This is a genomic window from Phaeobacter sp. G2 (genome assembly GCA_025163595.1).
In the GTDB taxonomy this organism is placed as follows: domain Bacteria; phylum Pseudomonadota; class Alphaproteobacteria; order Rhodobacterales; family Rhodobacteraceae; genus Pseudophaeobacter.
The window spans coordinates 852,042-873,858 of record CP104100.1 but is presented as its reverse complement, the minus strand read 5'-3'; the positions used below and the strand labels follow the sequence as shown (position 1 = coordinate 873,858).

The following is a 21,817-nucleotide window of genomic DNA, read 5'->3' as shown; positions in this document are numbered from 1 at the left end:
GGCTACCACATGGTCTGGGCTGCCCGTGCACCCCAGGCTTGGTCATAGTCCTTGCCACCCTCTTCGCCATCGGTCTGCTCGGCCAGAATTTCGCCCATCGAGGGCAGGCCCTGACTTTCATCTACACCTTCCCAGGTGCCTGCGCGCAGCAGGGCGCGGGCGCATTGGCTGTAGATCTCATCAATGGCGATGACGATCACAGTGGCGGGCTGCTTGCCCTTCTTTTCGAACCGGGCGCGCAGATCCGCCTCCGCCGTCACCTGAGCGGTGCCATTGACCCGCATGACATTGTTTGATCCCGGCACCAGAAACATCAGCGAAACACGCCCGTCGCGAACGATATTGCGCAGGGAATCCAACCGGTTATTGCCGCGCCAATCGGGCAGGGCCAGGGTGCCGGGGTCCAGTTCCTGCACCACCGGGCCATCGTCGCCGCGGGGGCTGTCATCGGTGCCCTCCGGCCCTACGGTGGTCAACATGCACAGCTTGGAGGCCATGATCCATTGGCGATAGAGCGGCGTCATCCGGCGCGCCACCTTGCGCAACGAAGGCCCCCCCGGCGTGCCATAAAGCGCCTCCAGGTCGTCAATCGTTTTAAGATACTGCATCTGGATCAAATCCCAATTCCCGCATCAATGCGTCCGATTTCTCTTCTACCCGCGTCTCCAGAGTGTCCATGAACTCCTTGCGGTCCAGGCCTGGCTCGATCTGGTCGAGGAATTCCACCACCGCCACGCCGGGTTTGCGCAGGATGCCGGTGCGCGGCCAAAGCACACCGACATTGGTGGCGACCGGCACACAGGGCTGGCCCAGCTGCTCATACAGCACCCCGGTGCCAACCTTGTAATCCGCCTTGACGCCCGGCGCGACGCGGGTGCCTTGTGAATAGATGATCAACTGGCCTGCCTCCTGGTGGCCTGCCCTGACGTCCTGCACCATCTTGTCGATGGCCGCGCCGCGCTTGCCGCGATCCACCGCAACACAGTCCAGCAGCTTGGCATATTGGCCAATTACGGGGGTGCGCAGGATCTCTTTTTTCATGATGAACTTGGCTGTGGGCAGCGCGGTAAAGATCATCATGATGTCCAGAAACGACTGGTGTTTTGCGGCAATCAGCACCTCACCCGATGGCGGTGTGCCGCGCACTTCACAGCGAATGCCCACCATGAAACGTGCCGTCCAGAACACCCAGCGCGAATAGCTTTTGCAGCAGGCCCGGGCGCCGCGTTTGCTAAAGATCGCCCAGGGCGCAAACATCAGGCCAAAGATTGGCATCATGAAATAGATCTGAAACACAAAGAGAAAGGACCGCAGCCACTGAATTGCAAATGTCACGTCAAATCTCCCAAACGTTTATTGGCGGCGCGGGTGGTGGCGGCAAAGGCGACCAAGGCCCCCAAAGGCGGGATCAACAGTGGCAGCCCCCAGGCCCAGCCCTGAAACCCAAGCCCGGTCAAAAACCCGCCCTCATTCGAGGCACTTGGCATCAGCCAGACCCCAATCATACCCAGGCCAACGCCAACCGCAGCCCCGCCAAGGGCGCGCAGGGTAAAGCGGCGCACAAAGGCATGGGCAATATAGCTGTCCAGCGCCCCGACCAGCCGCAGCACTTCGATCACCTGCGCATTGGCGGCAAGCGCGGCATTGGCCGCCAGCGTGATCATCGCCGCCGTGGCGCCGGCAATCAGCAGAATGGAGACCGCTCCCAAACGGCGCAGGGCGCGGGCGGCATCCACCAACGGCGCGCGCCAGCGGGTATGGTCATCCAGCACCGCCCCCGGCACCTCGGCCTGCAGGCGCAGGCGCAGCCCGGTGCCGTCATAGCCGGGATCGCCTTCGATCACCTCGATCAGTTGCGGCACTGGCAGGCTGTCGATGGCCAGAGAGGATCCAAACCAGGGGGACAGCAGCTCAGCCTGTTCTTCGGCGCTAAAGGCACGGGCCGAGGCCACCCCAGGGGTTTGGCGCAAAATTGTCAGTGCCGCTTCGGTCTGGGCCAGACGCTGCTCGGCAGGGGCATTGATCCGCAGGGTGGCGGCGCGGGCCAGCTCATCCGCCCAGCGATTGGCCAGCCGCCCCGAGGCCAGCGACAGCGCCAGGGCAAACACCGCCAGAAACGCCATAGCGCCTGAGACAAACAGGGTCAGCTGGGCGGTGAACCCGCTGGGCGGCACCACCCGGTCCGCCTGAGCATCGCCCATGATGAGTTTACGCAACCGTCCTTCGCTCATAGGTCTGCCCCCGCCTGGATCAGCTGTTTGGCCGAGATCCGCAGCACCCGCGCCTGCACCTGTTTCTTGGCAGCCCGGATCAGAGCCATATCATGGGTCGCCACCAGAATCGTCTTGCCCATCCGGTTGAGTTCGACCAGCAGCTGCAAAAGCCGCTGTGACATCTCCCAGTCGACGTTGCCGGTGGGCTCATCCGCGATAATCACATCCGGCGACAGGATCACCGACCGTGCAAGCGCCGCCCGCTGTCGCTCACCGCCCGACAGTTCCGGCGGAAGCGCATCGGCGCGCTGGGACAGGCCAACCCAGGTCAGCAATTCGCGCAGGTTGGCCTCTTCCTGGGACAGATCCTTGCCGGCAACAATCAGCGGCAGGGCAATGTTTTCGATCACCGCAAGGTGGTCCAGAAACCGGCAGTCCTGATGCACCACCCCGACACGACGCCGCAAATGCGCCATCTGATCCCGGTCCAGCCCCTGCACATCCATGTTAAAGGCCCGCACCCGCCCCGAGGTCGGCGTCAGCGCCCCATAGCAGAGTTTCAACAGCGTGGTCTTGCCTGCGCCCGACGGCCCGGTCAGGAAATGAAAAGACCCCGGAGCCAGCTTTACCGAGACATCGCTCAGCAGCTCCCCGCCTCCGTAGTTGTAGCCAACGTTTTCCAGCTCTATCACGACTGTCCCCTGTATGCGCTCAGCAGTTTTGCCCCAGCAGCCCGTCAGTTTCAATGGGCCATGGTTCAAAGCGCCCAATGTCCCCCCTGACGGCGCCGACAAAGCACAATTCACCCTTTCACCAAAGCGCCGAACTGCCTATTGTCATTTGGAAATACTGCCGACAGCTCCCCGGAGACCGCCGGGGTCAAGGAGATCTTATGCGTCTGACCTGCCCGAATTGTGGTGCCCAGTACGAAGTACCGGATGACGTCATTCCCGATGAAGGTCGTGATGTGCAGTGCTCCAACTGCGGCGATACCTGGTTTCAACAGGCCGCGGGCATTGCCCCCGATGCCACTGCAGACCCGGATTTTGCAGAGCCACCCGCCCCTGAACCGGCAGCAGATGCCGCTCCGGCGCGGACAGCCACTGAACACCCCGACCGCGCTGACCAGGATACCGAGGTCACCTTTGCATCCGAGCCTCAGCTCGACCCTTCTGCGTCCTCCGACAGTACGGCTCAGGATGCCGCTGACGTCTCGCCGACAGAGGATTTCCCGCAGCAGGCGCAGGACGCCGCCGCCGAGGATCACGCCGAGCCTGCCCCCCAGTCGCCTCAGCCACCCCAGTCGCCCCAGACGCCCGCCCGTGGGCTGGATCCCGCTCTCAGCGAGATCCTGCGCGAGGAAGCAGAGCGGGAAGCCAGCCTGCGCGCTGCGGACCAAAGCCAGACATTGGAGACACAGCCCAACCTGGGGCTGGATGATCTGCCTGAAAACGAAGAGGCCCAGCGCACGCGCCAGGCCAAAGACCGCATGGCCCGCATTCGCGGCGAAGATCCGCGCCAGTTGGCCGCCGAAGCCAGCGGACTAAAGCGCGGCGTGTTGCCAGACATCGAAGAGATCAACTCGACCCTGCGCGCAGCTGACAGCCCACCGCCGCCAGAGTCCGAGCACATGGCACCGGCGCCCCGGAAATCCGGGTTTACCCGTGGGTTTGCCCTGGCTGTGCTGGCTGTTCTGGCGCTGGTGATGGTCTACAGCAATGCGCCGCAAATCGCGGAAATTCTGCCCCAGGCAGACCCCTACCTGAGCAGCTATGTGACCTGGGTGGATCAGCTCAGGCTTTGGCTGGCCACACAGGTCACAGCCTTGCAGAAACCTCAGCTGTAAGCGGCCCTCGCTGGCTGGCCACAGGAAGATGACTCGCTGATCACATTGCTGATCACTGCCGGATATGCTGGCAGATAAGCTCGTAAGTCGCAGGCGCACCGTACAACCCACCAAGGGTTTTGCGGCAACTATCCCGGCCGATAGCCCCAACCTGTTTCACCTGCCTGTTTTTGAGGCCTGTTTTTCTGGCCTGTTAGCAGGCGACGTCTCGGCCAGTGTGCCCATAATTCCAGTGTGCCCACGTTCACCGGGGCCGATCTGCTGCCACAGCCAAATAGGCCGCCGCATGGACCTTCCCGCGACAGTGCAGCCTGGCGCCGCGCCTACCGCTCTCTCAGAGCGGTAGGCGCCCGGCCCAACGAGGACGCGGGATTTTCAAATCCCCAAGTCCTGGGCGGGAGCCCTCCCTTGCGCTTGCGCCAAAGAGGGGCATTGCTTGCCCAGACAGGGAAATACAGGGCACATCACCCTGCCGCGGGTTTAGAATTGATCCAACAGACGTTCAAAATAGCGCCGCTCGTCTTCTGCCCGATCTTGCTCACCCACGCGGCGGCGGAGCTCTTCCAGCAGATCCCAAGCGCGGCGATGCGCCCGGCCATCACCAAACTCGGAGTTTTGCTCCCCTGCCAGCCCGCCGGCATTGCGATCCCGCCCCAAGGGGTCGGCTTGCCCAGAGGATGCGATGTCCCCCTGGCCCTGTTGCTGTCCGGGTTGTTGGTTCTGCGCGATTGCCTCCCCCAGAGCGCGCATGCCTTCGCGCAGGGCCTCCATGGCCTCGGACTGGCGATCAATTGCTTCCGCCAAATCACCCTGACGCAGGGCTTCTTCGGCGCCATCCATCGCCTCACCGGCGCGATCCAACGCCTCTTTGGTGGCTTCCCCCTCTGCGCCCTGGCCCAGCGGCAGCCCCTGTTGTTGCCGCCGCAGGGCCTCTCGCAGGGCCTGCTGTTGTTCGGCCAGGCTACCTGCACCGGCTGATCCACCCTCGGCACCGCCCTGGGATGATCCGTCAGCGGATTGGCCCGGAGATTGACCGCCCTGACCCTGACTGCCGTCTTCGCCGGACTGGCCCTCACCGCCGGTGCCGCCCTGGTGCTGCTGCCCCCGGCCCTGGCCACCGCTTCGGCCTTCATTGCCTTGGCTTTCGCCGGCCTGGGCATTGGGGTTGAACTGTTCCTGCAAATCGCGAAAGGCCTGATCGGAAAGCCCCTGTTGCTCTTGCAGGGTCTCGCCAAGATCTTCCATCGCCTGCTGACCGTCAGAGCCGTTCTGCCCCTGCTGGCTCTGACTGATCCGCATGTTTTCCATCATCCGCTGGAACTCTTCCAGCGCCTGTTCCGCTTCAGCCATGCGCCCCTGTTCCATCAGTTCCTGAATGCGATCCATCATCGCCTGCAGATCCTGCTGGCTCAGCGTCATGGCATTTTCCTGCGCCTCACCGCTGTCTCCCGACGGATTGTCGCGCTGCGCCTGACGCTGCAGCTGGCGCATGTAATCCTGGGTGGCCTCGCGCAGTTTCTGCATCAGGCGGGCGATTTCCTCGTCGCTGGCCCCTTCTCGCATCGCTTGGCTCAGGCGCTCCTTGGCCCGCTGCATCCGCTCCAGGGCATCGCCGATATCGCCCTCTTCCAGGCTCTGCGCCAGGGCCCAAAGTGCCGCTGCGGTTTCATCCCGCTGGCCCTCGCTTATTGGCATCTCGGTCGCGCTGCCCTGGTGCAAAGCCACCTCAAGCCCGCGCAGAATACCGCGTAGTTGCAGATAGCTGCCCGCCTCGCGGAACAGATCCTCGGGCCGGTGCGACAGCGCCCGCAGCAGCTGGGTGATGCGCAGGCTGTTGTCACGCGACCAGATCAAATCCCGGCGCTGTTCCGCCACAGCTGCCGCCAGGGGATCAAAAAACCGTGGTGCCACCAACGGTGCCCCCAGCCCTGACGAGACCGAGGACTGCCCCGCCGCATCGCGGACCGAGACGCTGAACACCACTGGCAGGTTGGCCCAGGGATGGGTGGAAAAATCCTCGATCAACAGGCCTTCAAACGCCTGTCGCGATCCGCTCACCGGCATCGGCAGGTCCAGCTCGATGTCGGCGCGTGTCTCGGGGTCCGGCAGCAATCCGTGACGGCGCGACAGGGCGAGATGGTCCAGCGAGATACGCACCGTACCGCCCTCGATCCCGTAGTCATCCTGCGCCAGGAAGGGCAGCGACAGGGCGCCGTCCTCCATCAGCTCGGGCAGGCCGGTTATCGAAATGCTCGGGGGTTGATCCGGCACCACCGCAACCTCCCAGCGCTGCCCGCCACGTCCCTGGATCTCCAGATTGCCAGAGCGCTCAACCGCGATGTCATGTTCAAGCCCCGGATCCTGCGCGCCATCCTGCGCATCAGGCGCGTCCTGAACCGACAGGTTCTGCGCCAGGGTCAAAGCCCCGACTTCGCCGTAAAACCGCAGAGTGATGCGGCTGCCCTCTGCCAACTGCAACCGCTCGCCTTGCTGGTCATTAAGATAAAGAACCGGCAGGCCGGTATAAAGCGGCGGTTCGATCCAGCCCTCCCAGGAGGGGCCAGCCATTGCGGCCTCACTTCCCCCCGGCGCCAGGGCCGAAAGCGTGCCAACCCGCCAGAACGAGCCAAAAACCAGCGCAATAAGCAGCGAGACCAGCGCCACATAGCGCAGGGCAAAAGGATCAGCCGCCGCGATCCGCAGGTTTGGAGCCGGCGCACGGGCCATTGCCGCAGCCCGCGCCATGCGTGCCTGATGCGCCTGCCACAGGGCCGTTGCCCCGGCATCCGCCACCCCAATCGCCTGGGCATCCAGCAAAGCACTGACCGGACGGCCCGGCAGGCTGGCATCCAACCGCGCCAATATCTCTGCCCGGCGGGGGTAGCGAAAGCGCCACAGCCCAAAGACCAGGCCGGCCAGCATCGCGGCCAGCGCCACAACGGCAGTGCCCCAGAACAAAAGCGGCGACATCAGGTCGTGCAGCCCCAGCATCAGCGCTGCGGCTGTCACCGCAAGAACAGAAAACAGCGGCCAAAAGGCCCGCAGGGCGCGTTCACAGACCAGCCCCGCCTGCGTCAGCCGCAGCGGCCATCGCAGGGGATGCAAGCGTGGGTCAGTCTTGCCAGTTCGATTACCCGTTTGCTTACCAGGTCGCGCCATCACTGCTCTGCCTCCTTTGGGCGGTGCACATGGCCGCTAACCCGGCAAGATCTGCCGGACCTGTTACAGCCACTCCGGGATGGTATCGCGGTTTATCATTTCGTCAAAGTCCGGACGTCGGCGAATAACCGCAAATTGATCCCCGTGCACCAGAACTTCGGGGATCAGGGGTCGCGAGTTGTATTCGCTGGCCATCACCGCTCCATAGGCCCCGGCGCTGCGAAAGGCGATCAGATCCCCCGCCGCCAGGGGTGGCATGTCGCGTTGCTTGGCAAAGGTATCGCCAGTTTCGCAGACCGGCCCCACGATATCATAGGGGCGGTTTTCGATCCCCGGTGCGGGCTCATGTACCGCAACGATATCATGGTGCGCCTCATACATGGCGGGGCGGATCAGGTCATTCATCGCGCCATCCACGATCAGAAACTCGCGATCCTCGCCGGATTTCACATAGATCACCTTGCTGACCATCAGCCCTGCATTACCCGCGATCAGGCGGCCGGGCTCGATCTCGATCTCGCAGCCCAGATGGCCCAGCGTGTCCTTGATCAGCTGGCCATATTCCACCGGCAGCGGCGGCGCCTCATTCGAGCGGGTATAGGGAATGCCCAGCCCACCGCCGAGATCAAGACGGCGAATGTCGTGACCATCGCCGCGCAGGCTCTCGGTCAGGTCGGCGATTTTTTCATAGGCTTTGCGGAAGGGCTCCAGATCGGTCAGCTGCGAGCCAATATGGCAGTCAATGCCAATGACCTTGAGCCCCGGCAGCGTCGCCGCATGGGCATAGACCTCGCGGGCGCGGGAAATGGGGATGCCAAATTTGTTCTCGGATTTTCCGGTGGCGATCTTGGCATGGGTCTTGGCATCCACATCCGGGTTCACCCGAATGGTGATCGGTGCCACCTGCCCCAGCTCCAGCGCCACCGCGTTGATCACGGCCATCTCGGGCTCGGATTCGACGTTGAACTGGCGAATGCCGCCGGACAGGGCACAGCGGATTTCCTCTGCGGTTTTGCCAACCCCAGAGAACACGATATTGTCGCCCGGAACCCCGGCCGCCTTGGCCCGCAGGTATTCGCCCTGGCTGACCACATCCATGCCGGCGCCGGCCTGGGCCAGGGTCTTGAGGATGGCCTGATTGCTGGCCGCCTTCATCGCGTAGCAAACCAGATGATCCATGCCCGCCAGCGCCTCGTCGAACAGGCGGAAATGGCGCTGCAGAGTGGCCGTGGAATAGACATAAAACGGAGTGCCCACGGCAGCCGCAATCTCGGCAACCGGCACGTCTTCGGCGTAAAGCGCGCCGTCGCGGTAGAGAAAGTGATCCATGCCTTGGCGATTAGACCAAAACCGGCAGGGCTGGCAAATGATTCCCTGTAAAACCTGCGCTTTGGCAATCGCCAAGGCCCCAGGTCGGAAGCTGTGAAAAGTCAGAAGTGGTGAGAAACACCGACACGGGCATATCCCGAAACCCGCACCCCGGAGGCGGGCGGCTGTTCTGCCTTGTCCGCCTTAGGCGCCTTGGGCGCCTGGGCGTAGGACTGCGGCAAATCACAGGCAGACAGGCCGAGGACGCCAAGAACCAGAAAAATACGGATCACTGTTAAATACTCCTGCCCATTCCGGGGGAACCGTCTGCACGATGACGGGCACTAAGCCCAAGGTCTTGCAAACACCTAGAAACCAAAAAGAACACTCACCGGACCCTTTTGCAGCCCAACCGAGCCACCCGCATGGACGCCAGAGTTGGAAACCCCAATGCCCGCATTCAAAGCGGGGCGCACCGGCTCCCCATCGACGCCACAGGCGCTTAATCCTGCCGTCAGGACGGTGATCCCAATCAAGTTGAGCATCCAAGTCTTCATTGTCACGCCTCCAGAAACCGGCCCGGTTGCAATCGGGCTTAGATGGGGGGCGCGGGCCGCAGTTCAAGGCTGCCCACGCTCATGTTTACAAGCTTTAGAGCCGCTTCAGGCCTGCAAAAGCGCCGTCCAGCGGGCCACCTGGGCACGCACCTGCGCCGGCGCGGTGCCGCCATAGGACATGCGCGAGTTTACCGAGTTCTCGACGCCAAGAACAGTAAAGACATCCTGCGTGATCTCACCATGGACGCCCTGCATGTCTTCCAGTGTCAGATCTGGCAGGTCACAGCCGCGGCCTTCGGCCAGGGCCACCAGCGAGCCGGTCACGTGATGGGCGTCGCGGAACGGCAGCCCCAGCACCCGCACCAGCCAATCCGCCAGATCGGTCGCGGTTGAGAACCCAGAGCCCGCAGCCGCAGCCAGCTCGGCGCGGTTGGCGCTCATGTCTTTGACCATGCCTTCCATCGCTGCCAGGGCCAGCATCCAGTTGTCGGCGGCATCAAAAACCTGCTCTTTGTCTTCCTGCATGTCCTTGGAATAGGCCAGCGGCAGACCTTTCATCACCATCATCAGCGCGGTGTTGGCACCAAAGATCCGCCCCACCTTGGCGCGGATCAGCTCTGCCGCGTCGGGGTTTTTCTTTTGCGGCATGATCGACGACCCGGTCGAGAAACGATCCGACAGGGTGACAAAGCGGAACTGCGCCGAGGACCAGATCACCAGCTCTTCGGCAAAGCGCGACAAGTGAATGGCGCTGATCGAGGCACAGGAGAGGAACTCCAGCGCAAAATCGCGATCCGACACCGCATCCAGCGAATTTGCCGCAGGCCGGTCAAAGCCCAGCGCCGCAGCGGTCATCTCGCGGTCAATGGGAAAGGAGGTGCCAGCCAGGGCTGCGGCCCCCAGGGGAGATTCGTTCATGCGTTTGCGGGCATCGCGGACCCGGGACAGGTCGCGGCCAAACATTTCCACATAGGCCATCATGTGATGGCCCCAGGTCACCGGCTGCGCCACCTGCAGGTGGGTAAAGCCCGGCATCACCCAGTCAGCGCCTGCCTCGGCCTGGGTCAACAGCGCGCGGATCAAGGCCAGCAGGCCCGTCTCGGCCGCGTCCAGCTGATCACGGACCCAGAGTTTGAAATCCGTCGCCACCTGATCGTTGCGTGACCGGCCCGTGTGCAAACGCCCTGCGGGTTCGCCGATCACCTCTTTCAGGCGCGCCTCGACGTTCATATGAATGTCTTCCAGCGCGGTGGAGAACTGAAAGGTTCCGGTCTCGATCTCTGACAAGACCGTGAGCAGGCCTTCCCGAATTGCTTCGGCGTCGTTATCGCTTATAACGCCTGTTGCGGCCAACATCGCTGCATGGGCCCTGGAGCCAGCAATGTCCTGGGCAGCCATCCGCTTGTCAAAAGTGATCGAGGCGTTGATCGCCTCCATGATCGCGTCTGGGCCAGCGGCAAAGCGGCCGCCCCACATCTGGTTCGAGGCTTGATCTGTCATGGTGGAATCCCGGAGATAATATGCGTCTGTTACGTCATCTTTCCCTTTATATCGCCCTGGGCCTGGGTGCAAATGCGGCATTGGCCGCAGATGTGGCCGAACTGGAGGCCCTGCGCGCCGACAGCCTGAAACGCCTGGTGGTGCATGCGCAGCCGCGCGAGGTCTCCCAGGCGGAGTTTTTCCTGGAGGATGACGGCGGCAAAGCCAGCCTGCAGGACTATCAGGGCAAAGTGGTGCTGCTGAACTTCTGGGCCACCTGGTGTGCCCCCTGCCGCAAGGAAATGCCGCAGATCGCCGAGCTGCAACAAGAGTTTGGCGGCGAGGATTTTGAAGTCCTGACCATCGCCGCCGGGCGCAACTCGCCAGCCGGGATCGTCAAGTTCTTTGAGGAAAACGGCATTACCAATCTGCCGCGCCATCAGGACCCCAAACAGGCGCTGGCCCGCGAGATGGCGGTGATCGGCCTGCCCATTACCGTGCTTTTGAACCGCGAAGGCGAGGAAGTCGCGCGGCTGCTGGGCGATGCCGAGTGGAACTCTGACAGCGCCAAGGCGATCATTGCGGCGATGATTGACAGCGAGACCGGCAGTTAATCTCGTTCTCTCTCGTTCCCACATGGGGTCAGCCTTGCAGGTTCGCTTGCAGGGCCGGCTCCATTTAGGCCTATTCATCTGCAGCGCCCAGTTCGACAATCCGCTTTACCGCCAGATGAATACGACACCTGTAGCAGCAGCAACCATTCTGCCCAAATGGGCTTTCCCCCACGCCACCTTTGACAGCCGCGCCTTTGCAACGCCATTCTGAGAGCCACGGGGCATCATCAGGGAGGGGACAATGCCGCTGGAGCTTTTGTTGATCCTCGTTGTCGGGGGTGTCGCGGCGATCGCCGTCTTGTTGCATCTGACCGGGCGTTCAGACCTGCGGCTGCTCAGCGCCGATCAGGCGCGGCAGGCCTGGCTGCGCCAGTTCCCCGACAGCCCCATTGCCCAGTTGACCCTGGCCGAGGACGGCCATGCCGCTCTTATCCAACCCGAGGACGGTAGCGCGCCGCTTGGCCTGGTTTGGTCCTTTGGCGCTGATACCGTGGCCCGCTACCTGGAAAATGTCGAAATGAAGACTGCCAGGCGAGGGCTATACCTCCGCCTGGCTGATTTCTCCGCGCCAGGGGTGCAGCTGCATCTGAACGGTTCCGAGGCCGCGCACTGGCAGCGCCTGATTGCCCACCACCCCGCCGCATTAGCCACCGCAACAGAGGTGTAACCGATGGATCCGCTTTCCTTTCCTGATGTGACCCAACTGGCGGTGCCGATCTTTATCGCCGCCATCCTCGGCGAATTCCTATGGATCGCGCTCAAGGGGCGCGGGGGCCGCTACGAGACCCGCGATGCGGTGACCTCGCTGATCATGGGGGCCGGCAGTGTGGCCTCGGGAATTGTACTTGGCTTTATCGCCTGGGGATTCTTTATGGTTTTGTGGGAGATTACGCCGCTGGACCTTGGCAGCTCGATCTGGGTGATTGTCCTCTGCTTTGTTCTGGATGATCTGCGCTATTATTGGGTGCACCGCTTTGGCCACCGGATCCGCTGGGTCTGGGCCAGCCACGTCAATCACCACTCCAGCCAGCATTACAATCTGACCACGGCGCTGCGCCAGACCTGGACCGGCACCTTTACCTTTATGATGGTGGTGCGGGCGCCGCTGGTGCTGTTGGGGTTTCACCCGGCGCTGGTGCTCTTTGTCGGCGGCATCAACCTCGTCTATCAGTTCTGGATCCACACCGAAGCCATCGGCAAACTGCCGCGCTGGTTTGAGGCGGTGATGAACACCCCCAGCCACCACCGCGCCCACCATGGCCGCAATCCGCGCTATCTGGATTGCAACTACGCAGGGGTGTTTATCATCTGGGACAAGATCTTTGGCACCTTTGTACCGGAACAGGACAGTGACCCGGTGGATTATGGGCTGGTCTACAATATCGCCACCTTTAATCCCCTGCGGGTGGCCTTTCACGAATGGGTGGCAATCTACCGGGATATGACACAACCGGGGTTGAGCCTGAAGCAAAGGCTGCTCTATGCGCTGGCGCCGCCGGGCTATAGCCACGATGGCAGTCGCGACACCTCTGAGACCATCAAAGCCAAACACCTGGCCCGCCAGCCCCAGGACAGCGGCACGCCCGGATTTTGAACAGCCCGTGCAGAGGTGCGAGGCGCCGATAGTTCCGCAAATTTGATTGGCTAAAGTTTTAGATTTAAGCCTCAATTTACCCTTTTGCCCGACAGTCCCTGCTGACGCATAGTTTTCCCAGAAAACGGCAGCAGTAGGAGGCAAAGCGTGGTCAATAAGCGAAAACTAAGACGGGCGAATATGTCCGAAGGGGCTGAAGATCCGCTTTCCGCTGCAGTGGTCTCGCGGGATCACTCGACGCTGGATATGGTTGCAGAGGCGGTCAAGCACGATCAGACCATGCTGGCCTATCAGCCTGTCATGCAGGCGATGCCGCCCCATGACATCGCCTTTTACGAAGGCTATATCCGGGTTCTGGACGCCACCGACCGGGTTATTCCTGCGCGCGAATTCATGCATGTAGTCTATGATAAGGAAATCGGCCGTGAGCTGGATTGCCTTGCCCTGCAACACGGGCTACGGGCCCTGTCCCAATCTCCGAACATTCGCCTCTCCATCAACATGTCCGCACGTTCCATCGGCTACAGTCGCTGGTCTAAAACACTGGAAAGATTTATAAAAAAGGATCCAACCATTGGCGAACGCCTGATCCTGGAAATCACCGAGGCCTCTGCCATGGCGGCCCCGGAACTGGTCATCGACTTTATGGACCGCAAGCAACAGCATGGCATCGCCTTTGCGCTCGACAACTTTGGAGCGGGCACCACAGCCATTGGCCACTTTCGCGACTTCTACTTTGATGCAGTTAAGATCGACGGGCAGTTTATTCGCAACATCTGCAACTGTCCTGACAATCAGGCGGTTGTGCGCGCCCTGGTGGGCATCGCCAAACAGTTCGATATGTTGATTGTGGCAGAATCCGTAGAAACCCAAGCCGAGGCCGAATTCCTGGTTTCAATTGGCGTCGACTGCCTGCAGGGCTTCCTCTATGGCGCCCCAACTGTTTCGCCGCCTTGGCTGGAGAAGATGAAACAGCGCAATCGCGCCTAACGCATAGTTGACCGCGCCCCTCCACCATGTGCCGTTTTCCTAAGGCCTTGACACCGGGTGGAAAAATCGCCGCACCGCAGCAAAAATAGAGCCGCCTCGGGTCGTACCCCGGGCGGTTCTTTGCGTTTTTGACTTATGCCAGTTGACTCGAACCCAACCCCTGAGACACCCTGTCATTTGCTGCACCTGCAGCAAGACGCTATATCTGTCCCGGAGAGGGAGGTGGGGATTTGTGATTTTGCGGTAAGTTTACGAACCGCAGAATAATTGCATGTCTTCACGATAGAATTTGATGGCAGAGGACCAGAAATAATGACCAATGTTGTAATTGCATCCGCCGCGCGTACCGCTGTCGGCAGTTTTGGCGGAGCTTTCGCCAATACGCCCGCCCATGATCTGGGCCGTGCGGTACTGGAAGCCGTGGTAGAGCGCGCAGGCGTTGACAAATCCGAGGTTTCCGAGACCATCCTGGGGCAGGTTCTGACCGCCGCACAGGGGCAAAACCCAGCCCGCCAAGCCCATATCAATGCCGGCCTTCCACAGGAAAGTGCTGCCTGGGGCATCAACCAGGTCTGTGGCTCCGGCCTGCGTGCTGTTGCGCTAGGCGCGCAGCATATCCAGCTTGGGGATGCCGCGATTGTCTGCGCCGGTGGTCAGGAAAACATGACCCTGTCACCCCATGCCGCCGCCCTGCGCGCCGGTCACAAGATGGGTGACATGAAATACATCGACACCATGATTCGCGATGGCCTGTGGGATGCCTTCAACGGCTACCACATGGGTCAGACAGCGGAAAACGTCGCTGACAAATGGCAGATCTCCCGCGAAATGCAGGACGAATTTGCTGTCGCCAGCCAGAACAAGGCCGAAGCGGCGCAAAAAGCAGGTAAATTTGCTGATGAAATCGCTGCTTTCACCATCAAGACCCGCAAGGGCGAAACCGTGGTGGATCAAGACGAATACATCCGCCATGGCGCCTCCATGGAAGCGATGCAAAAATTGCGCCCCGCCTTTACCAAGGATGGATCAGTCACGGCGGCCAATGCCTCTGGTTTGAATGACGGCGCCGCCGCAACCCTACTGATGAGCGCCGATGACGCCGAAAAGCGCGGTATCACGCCGCTGGCGCGGATTGCCTCCTACGCCACCGCCGGTGTCGACCCTTCGATCATGGGTGTTGGTCCGATCTACGCCTCGCGCAAAGCCCTGGACAAGGCCGGCTGGTCGGTCAGCGACCTGGATCTGGTTGAAGCCAACGAAGCCTTTGCCGCACAGGCCTGCGCCGTCAACAAGGACATGGGCTGGGATCCGGCGATCGTCAACGTCAACGGCGGCGCCATCGCCATCGGCCACCCAATCGGTGCCTCGGGCTGCCGGGTGCTAAACACGCTGCTGTTTGAAATGCAGCGGCGCGGCGCCAAAAAAGGCCTCGCCACGCTCTGCATCGGTGGCGGCATGGGCGTCGCCATGTGCCTGGAGCGCCCATAATCGGGACCACAGTTTAACATAGATCAGGGCGCCAGTTTGGCGCCCTTTTTATTACAACAGGGAGGTATTGCTGCACCTGCGACAATTTTCGCGGCATTGCGGCAAAAATTCATTGCGCAATATTGTTGCGCATTGCACTATCAATAGGTAGCAAGATTACCGAGCGAATATCGAATTGGAGGAAAACTGAATGGCACGTACTGCACTCGTCACCGGCGGCTCACGCGGCATTGGCGCAGCAATTTCGCAGGCCCTAAAGGACCAGGGCTGCACTGTCGCCGCGACCTACGCGGGCAACGACGAAGCGGCGGCAAAGTTCACCGAAGAGACCGGGATCAAGACCTACAAGTGGAACGTTGGCTCCTATGAGGAAAGCCAAGCGGGTATCGCCCAGGTTGAGGCCGACCTTGGCCCCATCGACATCGTGGTGGCCAATGCAGGCATCACCCGCGATGCGCCCTTCCACAAAATGACGCCGCAGCAGTGGCAAGAGGTGATCGACACCAACCTCACCGGCGTGTTCAACACCGTTCACCCGATCTGGCCCGGCATGCGCGAGCGTAAATTTGGCCGCGTCATCGTGATTTCGTCGATCAATGGTCAAAAAGGCCAGTTTGCCCAGGCGAACTATGCCGCAACCAAGGCCGGCGATCTGGGTATCGTCAAATCCCTGGCCCAGGAAGGCGCGCGTGCCGGCATCACTGCCAATGCGATCTGCCCTGGTTATATCGCCACGGAAATGGTCATGGCCGTGCCCGAAAAGGTCCGTGATTCGATCATCGCTCAGATCCCAACCGGCCGCCTTGGCGAACCCGAAGAGATCGCCCGTTGCGTTGCCTTCCTGGCTTCCGATGATTCGGGCTTTATCAATGGCTCCACCATCTCGGCCAATGGCGGTCAATTCTTCGTCTGATCCCGCGCCGCAACAGCGGCAGTGGCGACATGAGAGAACAGATAAGGGCCGGTCTTTTCAGACCGGCCCTTTTTAATCCCGTAAGGACATATGTGCACTATGCCCAGCGGGAAAACCCGATTCCGGTCACCTTTGGACCAGTGGTTTTTGTCGCCCCGGATTTGCGCAACCGGAACAGTCTTGCCAACCCGGAAAACAGGGCCTGGCTGCGCTCTGCATGTGCACGTTCCATCGCTTGCTTGACGTTGCTATTTGCTGAATATTCCATCGCCTGGGCCTCCGTTCGGATTAGGATTGTCTATCTAAAGCCAACATGGGCTTTTATGGCAAAAGGCACAAACGAGACTTTCCAAGGCTTCAGTTAAGTATTACTTGTGTGAGCATGTCAGATCGCCTCCCCCCGCTCACCGCCCTGCGCGCCTTTGATGCCGCTGCCCGGCACATGTCCTTTGCCCAGGCTGCGGCTGAACTGAATGTCACGCCGGCCGCCCTGTCGTTTCAGATCAAATCCCTGGAAGAGCACCTGGGCGTGCCCTTGTTCCGCCGCCTCAACCGGGCGGTAGAGCTGACCGAAGCCGGGCGCACCCTGGCGCCAGGAGCTGCCGAAGGCTTCCAGACCCTCTCGACCGCCTGGATGGCAACCAAGCGGTTGCAGGACAACAGCAGCCTGACCGTCACCGCCGGCCCGGCGCTGACCGCCAAATGGCTGGCGCCGCGCCTCTATGATTTTGCCCGCGCCCATCCCGAAATTGACCTCAGGTTTTCGGCCACCCTGCGCAATATGGATCTGGCGCGCGATGACGTCGATGTGGCGATCAGGTTTGGCTATGGCGGAGATGATGGGTTGTATTCGGTACCGGTGCGCAAAGAATGGCTGACACCAGTAATGTCCCCAGAACTGGCCAAACAATTCACCACCGTAGAAAGCCTGCGGCAGGCACCGCTGATTTTTGATGATTCCATCGACTTTTTGCAGCCCCCCTGCGACTGGCCCACCTGGTTCCGCGCCGCCGGGATTGATTACACCCCTCTGCATGGCACCCATTTTTCCAATGCCGACCATGCCATCAACGCCGCCGTCGCAGGCATGGGGGTGGCGCTGGGGCGACGCCCGATGATTATCTCTGACCTGCAAGAGGGCCGCCTGGTTGCCCCCTTCAAGCTGGCGATCGAAAGCCAGGCCCGATTTCGTTTTCTCTGCTTGCCCGGCGCTGAAAAACGCCCCCAAATCGCAGCTTTTCGCGATTGGTTTCTGGCGGAGATCGAAAAAACCGCGCATATATCCGATGATTTTACCATTATCCCGGTTGAGGAGATCGCCGCACTATGACCCGCTCCACAGCCACCGCAGTTGGGTTTGTGGCCGTTCTGCTCTGGGCGCTGCTGGCGCTGCTGACAGTTGGCTCTGCCCCAACCCCACCGCTACTGTTGAATGCGATCTGTTTTACCATCGGCGGCATCCTGGGGCTGATCTGGACCTTACGCACGGGTGGTCTGGGCCAATTGCGAAACATCTCCTGGAAGGTCTATGCCTTTGGCTCGCTTGGGTTATTTGGCTATCACGCCCTGTATTTTTCGGCCCTGCGCCTGGCCTCCGCCGCCGAGGCAGGCCTGATTGCCTATCTTTGGCCGCTGCTGATCGTGCTGTTTTCCGGCCTTCTGCCCGGCGAGCGCCTACGGCCAGGGCATCTGATCGGGGCACTGCTGGGCTTTGCCGGGGCGGCGGCGATTATTACCGGTGGGTCCGGTGGTTTTCAGGCAGAGTACCTGCCCGGCTATATCCTCGCCTTCCTCTGCGCGCTGACCTGGTCAAGCTATTCGGTGCTGTCGCGGCTGGTGGGATCCGCCCCCACCAGTTCAGTCTCGGTGTTTTGCACCGCCACTGCCATCGCATCCTGGGCGCTGCATTTTGCAGTGGAAGAAACCGTCTGGCCACAGGGTACACTTGGCTGGGCCTCGACCCTGTTGTTGGGATTAGGACCCGTGGGGCTGGCGTTTTATGTTTGGGACATTGGCGTCAAGCAGGGCGACATTCAGATGCTCGGCACCAGCTCTTATGCAGCGCCTTTGCTGTCGACCCTGGTACTGGTTCTGGCCGGCGTCGCGGACCCCAGCTGGGCCTTGGCCCTGGCCGCCGCGCTGATTACCGCTGGGGCTGCCATCGCCGCCAAAAGCGGCTGATCCTGCGCCCCGACCCGACGGCCACCACAATATAAAAGGGCTGCCAGATCTGGCAACCCTGAAAACTCTATCGCTCATATCAGCTCGGGATAAATCCCCTGGTGCCTGGCGGCAATATCCGGGGTAATTTCCTGCGCCAATAGGCGTTTATGCTGTCTCTGTTTCGCTTGACAGACGCTCAATCTCTTCTTTGAGTTTCAGCTTTTGCTTCTTCATCCCGGCAATCTCCAACCCGTCGGTACTGGGGGATCGTTGGGCGTACTCCACTTCCATGCTCAGGTGGTCATGCTTCTTTTTCAGTTCGGTAAGATGCGAGCTGAGGCTCATGGCGTTCCTCCTTTTAAAGCGAGACTAACAACCCCGAACCTGCGGGGTTGAAACGAGTGGACCACAAGTTTTGCCCCCTGTCACGCCGCAGACGCATAGTTTTTGTCATGAAATTGTTATATCGGCCAAAGCTCGCCAGAAGCCATATTTTTATGGGTGAAATCGAGCCCAGAGCGCCGAAAAAGCCACCTGGAAGCTTGCAATACAACCGCGTCGCACCTATCTTGCCGCGGGCCAGCAAAGCGCCGCGCCTTCGCGCAGAATTTCCCGCACTTCAGGCTGATAACTCTCTACATCTGCCAGATGTCGCGCCCCTTGGTGCAGGATCAGCGGCGCGTGCAGGCGAAAATCGGCCCGGCCTCCCTTGCGGGCGCGCAGCAAAACCAGCTCTGCCGGACGCCCCTGGCGCGGCGCCAGCGGCAACACCTCAATCGAGCCAAGACGCCCCTGACAGGCGGTCAGGATCTCGGGCAAACGGTCGGCGCGCTGGATCATATGCAAATAGCCCTTATAGGTCAGCCGACGGGCTGCGGTCTCAACCCAGATCTGCAAAGGCGTATCACCGCCCAGGGCAATCTGCCGCCCCATATCTTCGGCCGGGCTATGGGCTCCGGCGCGGTAATACGGCGGGTTGGCCAGAACATGGTCAAACTGACGCTGGCGCAGATCTTTGGGCAGCGCCGCCAGGTCGGCCTCGATCACCTCAACGGTTTGACCATTGTGCGCTGCATTGCGGCGCGCCAGGGCAGCATAGTCCGGCTGCAGCTCCACTCCGGTGAGCTCTAGCCCAGGCACCCGTTCGCCAAGACATAACAGCGCCTGACCACCACCACAGCCCAGCTCCAGCACCCGCTCCCCTGCCCGTGCCGGCATCGCAGCGGCCAAAAGCACCGGATCCACCCCGGCTCGGTAGCCTTCGCGAGGTTGCCACAGCTGCACCCGGCCGCCCAGAAAATCGTTCAGCGACAGGTTTTTCTCGGCAAAGCCCGCATCAGAGTTTGGCCCTGCTCCGCCCCCCTGCGTCATATGTCATTGCCAAGCGGGATCTTGTTGTCCAGCATCGCGCGCTTGGCCAGTTTATAGTCGTCTTCGCGCACCATCAGACGGCGCGGAAAAATCCCAATGCCACCTTCGAGGATGCTCATATTTACGTCCATCTGAAAGCAGTCTATATCCTCACCCTCAAGAAGGGCGGATGCAAAGGCCAGGACAGTCGGATCGGTGCTGCGCAAAAGTTCTTTCATGGGGATGGATCTAAGGGCAAGGTTACGATCTTGTCGAGCCTGAAAGCCGGGAATGCAATGAATCAAGTCACGACTCAAAAACCGCATGAATTGCTCGCCGCCACCTTGGGCGGTGAAATGGACGCGGTGAACACACTGATCCAGACTCGCATGGCGTCAAAACATGCGCCGCGCATCCCCGAAGTCACGGCGCATCTGGTAGGGGCTGGTGGCAAACGCCTGCGCCCCATGCTGACCCTCGCTGCCGCCCAGCTCTGTGGTTATGAGGGCGAACATCACATCAAACTGGCAGCAACGGTAGAATTCATCCACACCGCAACGCTGCTGCATGACGATGTGGTGGATGAAAGCGGCCAACGCCGTGGCCGACCCACCGCCAATCTGCTGTGGGACAACAAAAGCTCGGTTCTGGTTGGCGACTACCTGTTCTCCCGCAGTTTTCAGCTGATGGTCGAAACCGGCTCGCTGCGGGTTCTGGATATTCTCGCCAATGCCTCGGCCACCATTGCCGAAGGCGAGGTGCTGCAAATGACTGCCGCCTCCAACCTGGCCACCGATGAAGCAGTCTATCTGCAGGTGGTCCGGGGCAAGACAGCGGCCCTGTTTTCGGCAGCCACCGAAGTTGGCGGCGTCATAGCAGAGGCCCCGGCGGAGCAGATCAAGGCGCTGTTTGACTATGGCGATGCGCTTGGCATTGCCTTTCAGATTGCCGACGATCTGCTGGATTACCAGGGCGACAGCGCCGCCACCGGTAAAAACGTCGGCGATGATTTCCGCGAGCGCAAGCTGACCCTGCCAGTGATCAAGGCCGTGGCCCAGGCCACCGATGACGAACGCGCCTTTTGGACCCGCACCATTGAAAAGGGCCAGCAGCAAGAGGGCGATCTGGAACAGGCCCTGGCCTTGATGGCGAAATACGCCACGCTTGAGGCCACCCGCCAGGATGCGCTGCTCTGGGCCGAGACGGCAACACAGGCCCTCGCCCCGCTGCCCGACCACCCAATCCGGCAAATGCTGCATGATCTGGCGGAATATGTGGTCTCTCGCCTGCACTAGACCAGGCCCAAAGTACCCAACACCCACGCCCGCCCCTGTGCGGGCGTTTTTATCTGTGCTTTGTCTTACCAAACGGCCCTAGGACGGATTATAGACCCATGCTGCGCCTTGTATTTCACTGCTGCATCATTGTCCTGCTCACAGCTCTGACCCAGCTCGGCGGCATTGCCTGGGGGCTGTCGCGCCTGTTTCGCAGGCCTCTCCTGGCCTTTGCGGGGCTGTATCTGGGGCTGGCAGTGCTGGCGGTCTGGGTCGCGCCAATGACCGGCAGAACCGCGCTGTCCTGTTTTGAGCGCGGGCCATTACAGGTGCAATCCTGGTTTTACTGCGCCACCAACCGGTCCTACGTAACGCCAGAGCTAAAAGCCCTGTTGCAAGACGCCGCCGCGGAGGTCGAGGCGGACCATCCTGGCACCCAGACGCTGGTACTGGATGCGGGCTTTCCCTTCTTCGCTGGGTTTCCACTGCTGCCGCATTTGTCCCATGACGACGGAGAGAAGGCCGATCTGGCGTTTTATTATGCGGATATTGCAGGGCGTTACCTGCCCGGTCAAACCCGCAGCCCAATTGGTTATTTTGCCTTTGAACAGGGCACCAGCAGCTGCCCGGATCAATGGGTCAGCCTGCGCTGGGATCTGGCCCGGCTACAGCCCCTGTGGAAAACCTATGGATTAGAGCCTGATCGCAATCGTCTGCTGATTGAGACCCTGGCGCGGGATCCACGCGTGGGAAAGATCTTTGTCGAGCCACACCTACAGCAGTCTCTGACTCTGGCCGATGACAAGATCCGGTTTCAGGGATGTCGGGCGGCGCGCCATGACGACCACATTCACCTGCAGCTCTAGCCC

24 protein-coding genes are annotated in these 21,817 nt (G+C 61.1%); 11 read left to right on the top strand and 13 right to left on the bottom strand.

The features are described 5' to 3' along the window. Positions 1 to 2 precede the first annotated feature (2 nt). Genes N1037_04305 through N1037_04290 form a run of 4 tightly spaced genes read right to left on the bottom strand, consistent with a single transcriptional unit; the run spans position 3 to position 2,905 of the window. Positions 3 to 608 carry a pyridoxamine 5'-phosphate oxidase family protein gene (locus tag N1037_04305; GenBank protein ID UWS80260.1) on the bottom strand — a complete coding sequence of 202 codons (606 nt, stop codon included), beginning with the start codon at positions 606 to 608 and terminating at the stop codon, positions 3 to 5. Further along, positions 595 to 1,335, bottom strand: coding sequence for a 1-acyl-sn-glycerol-3-phosphate acyltransferase (locus N1037_04300; protein UWS80259.1), 741 nt, complete (start codon positions 1,333 to 1,335; stop codon positions 595 to 597). Before N1037_04300 ends, N1037_04305 begins: the two co-directional genes overlap by 14 nt. Then, positions 1,332 to 2,231 carry a cell division protein FtsX gene (locus N1037_04295; protein ID UWS80258.1) on the bottom strand — a complete coding sequence of 300 codons (900 nt, stop codon included), beginning with the start codon at positions 2,229 to 2,231 and terminating at the stop codon, positions 1,332 to 1,334. The genes N1037_04300 and N1037_04295 overlap by 4 nt, the downstream gene beginning before the upstream one ends. Further along, positions 2,228 to 2,905, bottom strand: a complete 678-nt coding sequence (locus tag N1037_04290; protein UWS80257.1) for an ATP-binding cassette domain-containing protein — start codon at positions 2,903 to 2,905, stop codon at positions 2,228 to 2,230. The genes N1037_04295 and N1037_04290 overlap by 4 nt, the downstream gene beginning before the upstream one ends. 200 nt (positions 2,906 to 3,105) lie before the next feature. Between N1037_04290 and N1037_04285 the strand changes: the two genes are divergently transcribed. Next, a complete protein-coding gene (locus tag N1037_04285; protein ID UWS80256.1) occupies positions 3,106 to 4,059 on the top strand; it encodes a zinc-ribbon domain-containing protein in 954 nt (317 codons plus the stop codon). A gap of 480 nt (positions 4,060 to 4,539) precedes the next feature. On the opposite strand, the gene N1037_04280 is transcribed toward N1037_04285, so the two are convergent. The 5 genes from N1037_04280 to argH all read right to left on the bottom strand — a co-directional run bounded on the left by N1037_04280 (position 4,540) and on the right by argH (position 10,583). Then, positions 4,540 to 7,218, bottom strand: a complete 2,679-nt coding sequence (locus N1037_04280; protein ID UWS80255.1) for a TIGR02302 family protein — start codon at positions 7,216 to 7,218, stop codon at positions 4,540 to 4,542. A gap of 63 nt (positions 7,219 to 7,281) precedes the next feature. Then, positions 7,282 to 8,547, bottom strand: coding sequence for a diaminopimelate decarboxylase (gene lysA, locus N1037_04275; GenBank protein UWS80254.1), 1,266 nt, complete (start codon positions 8,545 to 8,547; stop codon positions 7,282 to 7,284). 101 nt (positions 8,548 to 8,648) lie between these two features. Further along, positions 8,649 to 8,819 (bottom strand): hypothetical protein, encoded by a 171-nt coding sequence (locus N1037_04270; GenBank protein ID UWS80253.1) that lies wholly within the window; start codon positions 8,817 to 8,819, stop codon positions 8,649 to 8,651. A 75-nt stretch (positions 8,820 to 8,894) separates the two neighbouring features. Further along, positions 8,895 to 9,083 carry a hypothetical protein gene (locus N1037_04265; GenBank protein UWS80252.1) on the bottom strand — a complete coding sequence of 63 codons (189 nt, stop codon included), beginning with the start codon at positions 9,081 to 9,083 and terminating at the stop codon, positions 8,895 to 8,897. A gap of 105 nt (positions 9,084 to 9,188) precedes the next feature. After that, positions 9,189 to 10,583, bottom strand: a complete 1,395-nt coding sequence (argH, locus tag N1037_04260; GenBank protein UWS80251.1) for an argininosuccinate lyase — start codon at positions 10,581 to 10,583, stop codon at positions 9,189 to 9,191. 20 nt (positions 10,584 to 10,603) lie between these two features. On the opposite strand from argH, the gene N1037_04255 reads away from it, so the two are divergent. The 6 genes from N1037_04255 to phbB all read left to right on the top strand — a co-directional run bounded on the left by N1037_04255 (position 10,604) and on the right by phbB (position 16,161). Further along, a complete protein-coding gene (locus tag N1037_04255; protein UWS80250.1) occupies positions 10,604 to 11,176 on the top strand; it encodes a TlpA family protein disulfide reductase in 573 nt (190 codons plus the stop codon). Positions 11,177 to 11,417: 241 nt separating this feature from the next. After that, the gene (locus N1037_04250; GenBank protein UWS80249.1) at positions 11,418 to 11,843 is read left to right on the top strand and encodes a hypothetical protein; all 426 of its coding nucleotides are present in this window, start codon (positions 11,418 to 11,420) and stop codon (positions 11,841 to 11,843) included. 3 nt (positions 11,844 to 11,846) lie between these two features. Next, complete coding sequence (locus N1037_04245; protein UWS80248.1) at positions 11,847 to 12,770, top strand: sterol desaturase family protein; 924 nt, start codon at positions 11,847 to 11,849, stop codon at positions 12,768 to 12,770. A 180-nt stretch (positions 12,771 to 12,950) separates the two neighbouring features. Continuing rightward, positions 12,951 to 13,760 carry an EAL domain-containing protein gene (locus N1037_04240; GenBank protein ID UWS80247.1) on the top strand — a complete coding sequence of 270 codons (810 nt, stop codon included), beginning with the start codon at positions 12,951 to 12,953 and terminating at the stop codon, positions 13,758 to 13,760. Between the two features lie 312 nt (positions 13,761 to 14,072). After that, entirely contained in the window at positions 14,073 to 15,248 is a 1,176-nt protein-coding gene (locus tag N1037_04235) for an acetyl-CoA C-acetyltransferase (protein ID UWS80246.1), read from the top strand. A 190-nt stretch (positions 15,249 to 15,438) separates the two neighbouring features. Beyond that, a complete protein-coding gene (phbB, locus tag N1037_04230) occupies positions 15,439 to 16,161 on the top strand; it encodes an acetoacetyl-CoA reductase (protein ID UWS80245.1) in 723 nt (240 codons plus the stop codon). Between the two features lie 97 nt (positions 16,162 to 16,258). Here phbB and N1037_04225 read toward each other — a convergent pair whose 3' ends face one another. Then, a complete protein-coding gene (locus tag N1037_04225; protein UWS80244.1) occupies positions 16,259 to 16,429 on the bottom strand; it encodes a hypothetical protein in 171 nt (56 codons plus the stop codon). A gap of 114 nt (positions 16,430 to 16,543) precedes the next feature. Here N1037_04225 and N1037_04220 point away from each other — a divergent pair, with 114 nt between their 5' ends. Both N1037_04220 and N1037_04215 read left to right on the top strand, forming a co-directional pair. Beyond that, positions 16,544 to 17,491 carry a transcriptional regulator GcvA gene (locus tag N1037_04220; GenBank protein ID UWS80243.1) on the top strand — a complete coding sequence of 316 codons (948 nt, stop codon included), beginning with the start codon at positions 16,544 to 16,546 and terminating at the stop codon, positions 17,489 to 17,491. After that, on the top strand, positions 17,488 to 18,342 hold the full coding sequence (locus tag N1037_04215) for an EamA family transporter (GenBank protein UWS80242.1): 855 nt from the start codon (positions 17,488 to 17,490) through the stop codon (positions 18,340 to 18,342). Before N1037_04220 ends, N1037_04215 begins: the two co-directional genes overlap by 4 nt. A 147-nt stretch (positions 18,343 to 18,489) precedes the next feature. Here the strand turns inward: N1037_04215 and N1037_04210 are convergent, their stop codons facing one another. The 3 genes from N1037_04210 to N1037_04200 form a co-directional block, all read right to left on the bottom strand. Continuing rightward, on the bottom strand, positions 18,490 to 18,669 hold the full coding sequence (locus N1037_04210) for a DUF465 domain-containing protein (GenBank protein ID UWS80241.1): 180 nt from the start codon (positions 18,667 to 18,669) through the stop codon (positions 18,490 to 18,492). A gap of 219 nt (positions 18,670 to 18,888) precedes the next feature. Then, entirely contained in the window at positions 18,889 to 19,695 is an 807-nt protein-coding gene (locus N1037_04205) for a methyltransferase domain-containing protein (GenBank protein ID UWS80240.1), read from the bottom strand. Then, positions 19,692 to 19,913, bottom strand: a complete 222-nt coding sequence (locus tag N1037_04200; protein ID UWS80239.1) for a DUF2007 domain-containing protein — start codon at positions 19,911 to 19,913, stop codon at positions 19,692 to 19,694. The genes N1037_04205 and N1037_04200 overlap by 4 nt, the downstream gene beginning before the upstream one ends. A 57-nt stretch (positions 19,914 to 19,970) precedes the next feature. Between N1037_04200 and N1037_04195 the strand changes: the two genes are divergently transcribed. Next, positions 19,971 to 20,969 (top strand): polyprenyl synthetase family protein, encoded by a 999-nt coding sequence (locus N1037_04195; protein UWS80238.1) that lies wholly within the window; start codon positions 19,971 to 19,973, stop codon positions 20,967 to 20,969. A gap of 98 nt (positions 20,970 to 21,067) precedes the next feature. After that, positions 21,068 to 21,814: a penicillin-insensitive murein endopeptidase gene (locus tag N1037_04190; protein UWS80237.1), complete on the top strand. Its 747-nt coding sequence runs from the start codon at positions 21,068 to 21,070 to the stop codon at positions 21,812 to 21,814. Positions 21,815 to 21,817: the final 3 nt, after the last annotated feature.

Coding starts and splice junctions, on each gene's coding strand:
- N1037_04305 (UWS80260.1), bottom strand. CDS start 608: ATGCAGTATCTTAAAACGATTGACGACCTGGAGGCGCTTTATGGCACG.
- N1037_04295 (UWS80258.1), bottom strand. CDS start 2,231: ATGAGCGAAGGACGGTTGCGTAAACTCATCATGGGCGATGCTCAGGCG.
- N1037_04285 (UWS80256.1), top strand. CDS start 3,106: ATGCGTCTGACCTGCCCGAATTGTGGTGCCCAGTACGAAGTACCGGAT.
- N1037_04280 (UWS80255.1), bottom strand. CDS start 7,218: ATGGCGCGACCTGGTAAGCAAACGGGTAATCGAACTGGCAAGACTGAC.
- lysA (UWS80254.1), bottom strand. CDS start 8,547: ATGGATCACTTTCTCTACCGCGACGGCGCGCTTTACGCCGAAGACGTG.
- N1037_04265 (UWS80252.1), bottom strand. CDS start 9,083: ATGAAGACTTGGATGCTCAACTTGATTGGGATCACCGTCCTGACGGCA.
- argH (UWS80251.1), bottom strand. CDS start 10,583: ATGACAGATCAAGCCTCGAACCAGATGTGGGGCGGCCGCTTTGCCGCT.
- N1037_04255 (UWS80250.1), top strand. CDS start 10,604: ATGCGTCTGTTACGTCATCTTTCCCTTTATATCGCCCTGGGCCTGGGT.
- N1037_04250 (UWS80249.1), top strand. CDS start 11,418: ATGCCGCTGGAGCTTTTGTTGATCCTCGTTGTCGGGGGTGTCGCGGCG.
- N1037_04245 (UWS80248.1), top strand. CDS start 11,847: ATGGATCCGCTTTCCTTTCCTGATGTGACCCAACTGGCGGTGCCGATC.
- N1037_04240 (UWS80247.1), top strand. CDS start 12,951: ATGTCCGAAGGGGCTGAAGATCCGCTTTCCGCTGCAGTGGTCTCGCGG.
- N1037_04235 (UWS80246.1), top strand. CDS start 14,073: ATGACCAATGTTGTAATTGCATCCGCCGCGCGTACCGCTGTCGGCAGT.
- phbB (UWS80245.1), top strand. CDS start 15,439: ATGGCACGTACTGCACTCGTCACCGGCGGCTCACGCGGCATTGGCGCA.
- N1037_04225 (UWS80244.1), bottom strand. CDS start 16,429: ATGGAATATTCAGCAAATAGCAACGTCAAGCAAGCGATGGAACGTGCA.
- N1037_04220 (UWS80243.1), top strand. CDS start 16,544: ATGTCAGATCGCCTCCCCCCGCTCACCGCCCTGCGCGCCTTTGATGCC.
- N1037_04215 (UWS80242.1), top strand. CDS start 17,488: ATGACCCGCTCCACAGCCACCGCAGTTGGGTTTGTGGCCGTTCTGCTC.
- N1037_04210 (UWS80241.1), bottom strand. CDS start 18,669: ATGAGCCTCAGCTCGCATCTTACCGAACTGAAAAAGAAGCATGACCAC.
- N1037_04205 (UWS80240.1), bottom strand. CDS start 19,695: ATGACGCAGGGGGGCGGAGCAGGGCCAAACTCTGATGCGGGCTTTGCC.
- N1037_04200 (UWS80239.1), bottom strand. CDS start 19,913: ATGAAAGAACTTTTGCGCAGCACCGATCCGACTGTCCTGGCCTTTGCA.
- N1037_04195 (UWS80238.1), top strand. CDS start 19,971: ATGAATCAAGTCACGACTCAAAAACCGCATGAATTGCTCGCCGCCACC.
- N1037_04190 (UWS80237.1), top strand. CDS start 21,068: ATGCTGCGCCTTGTATTTCACTGCTGCATCATTGTCCTGCTCACAGCT.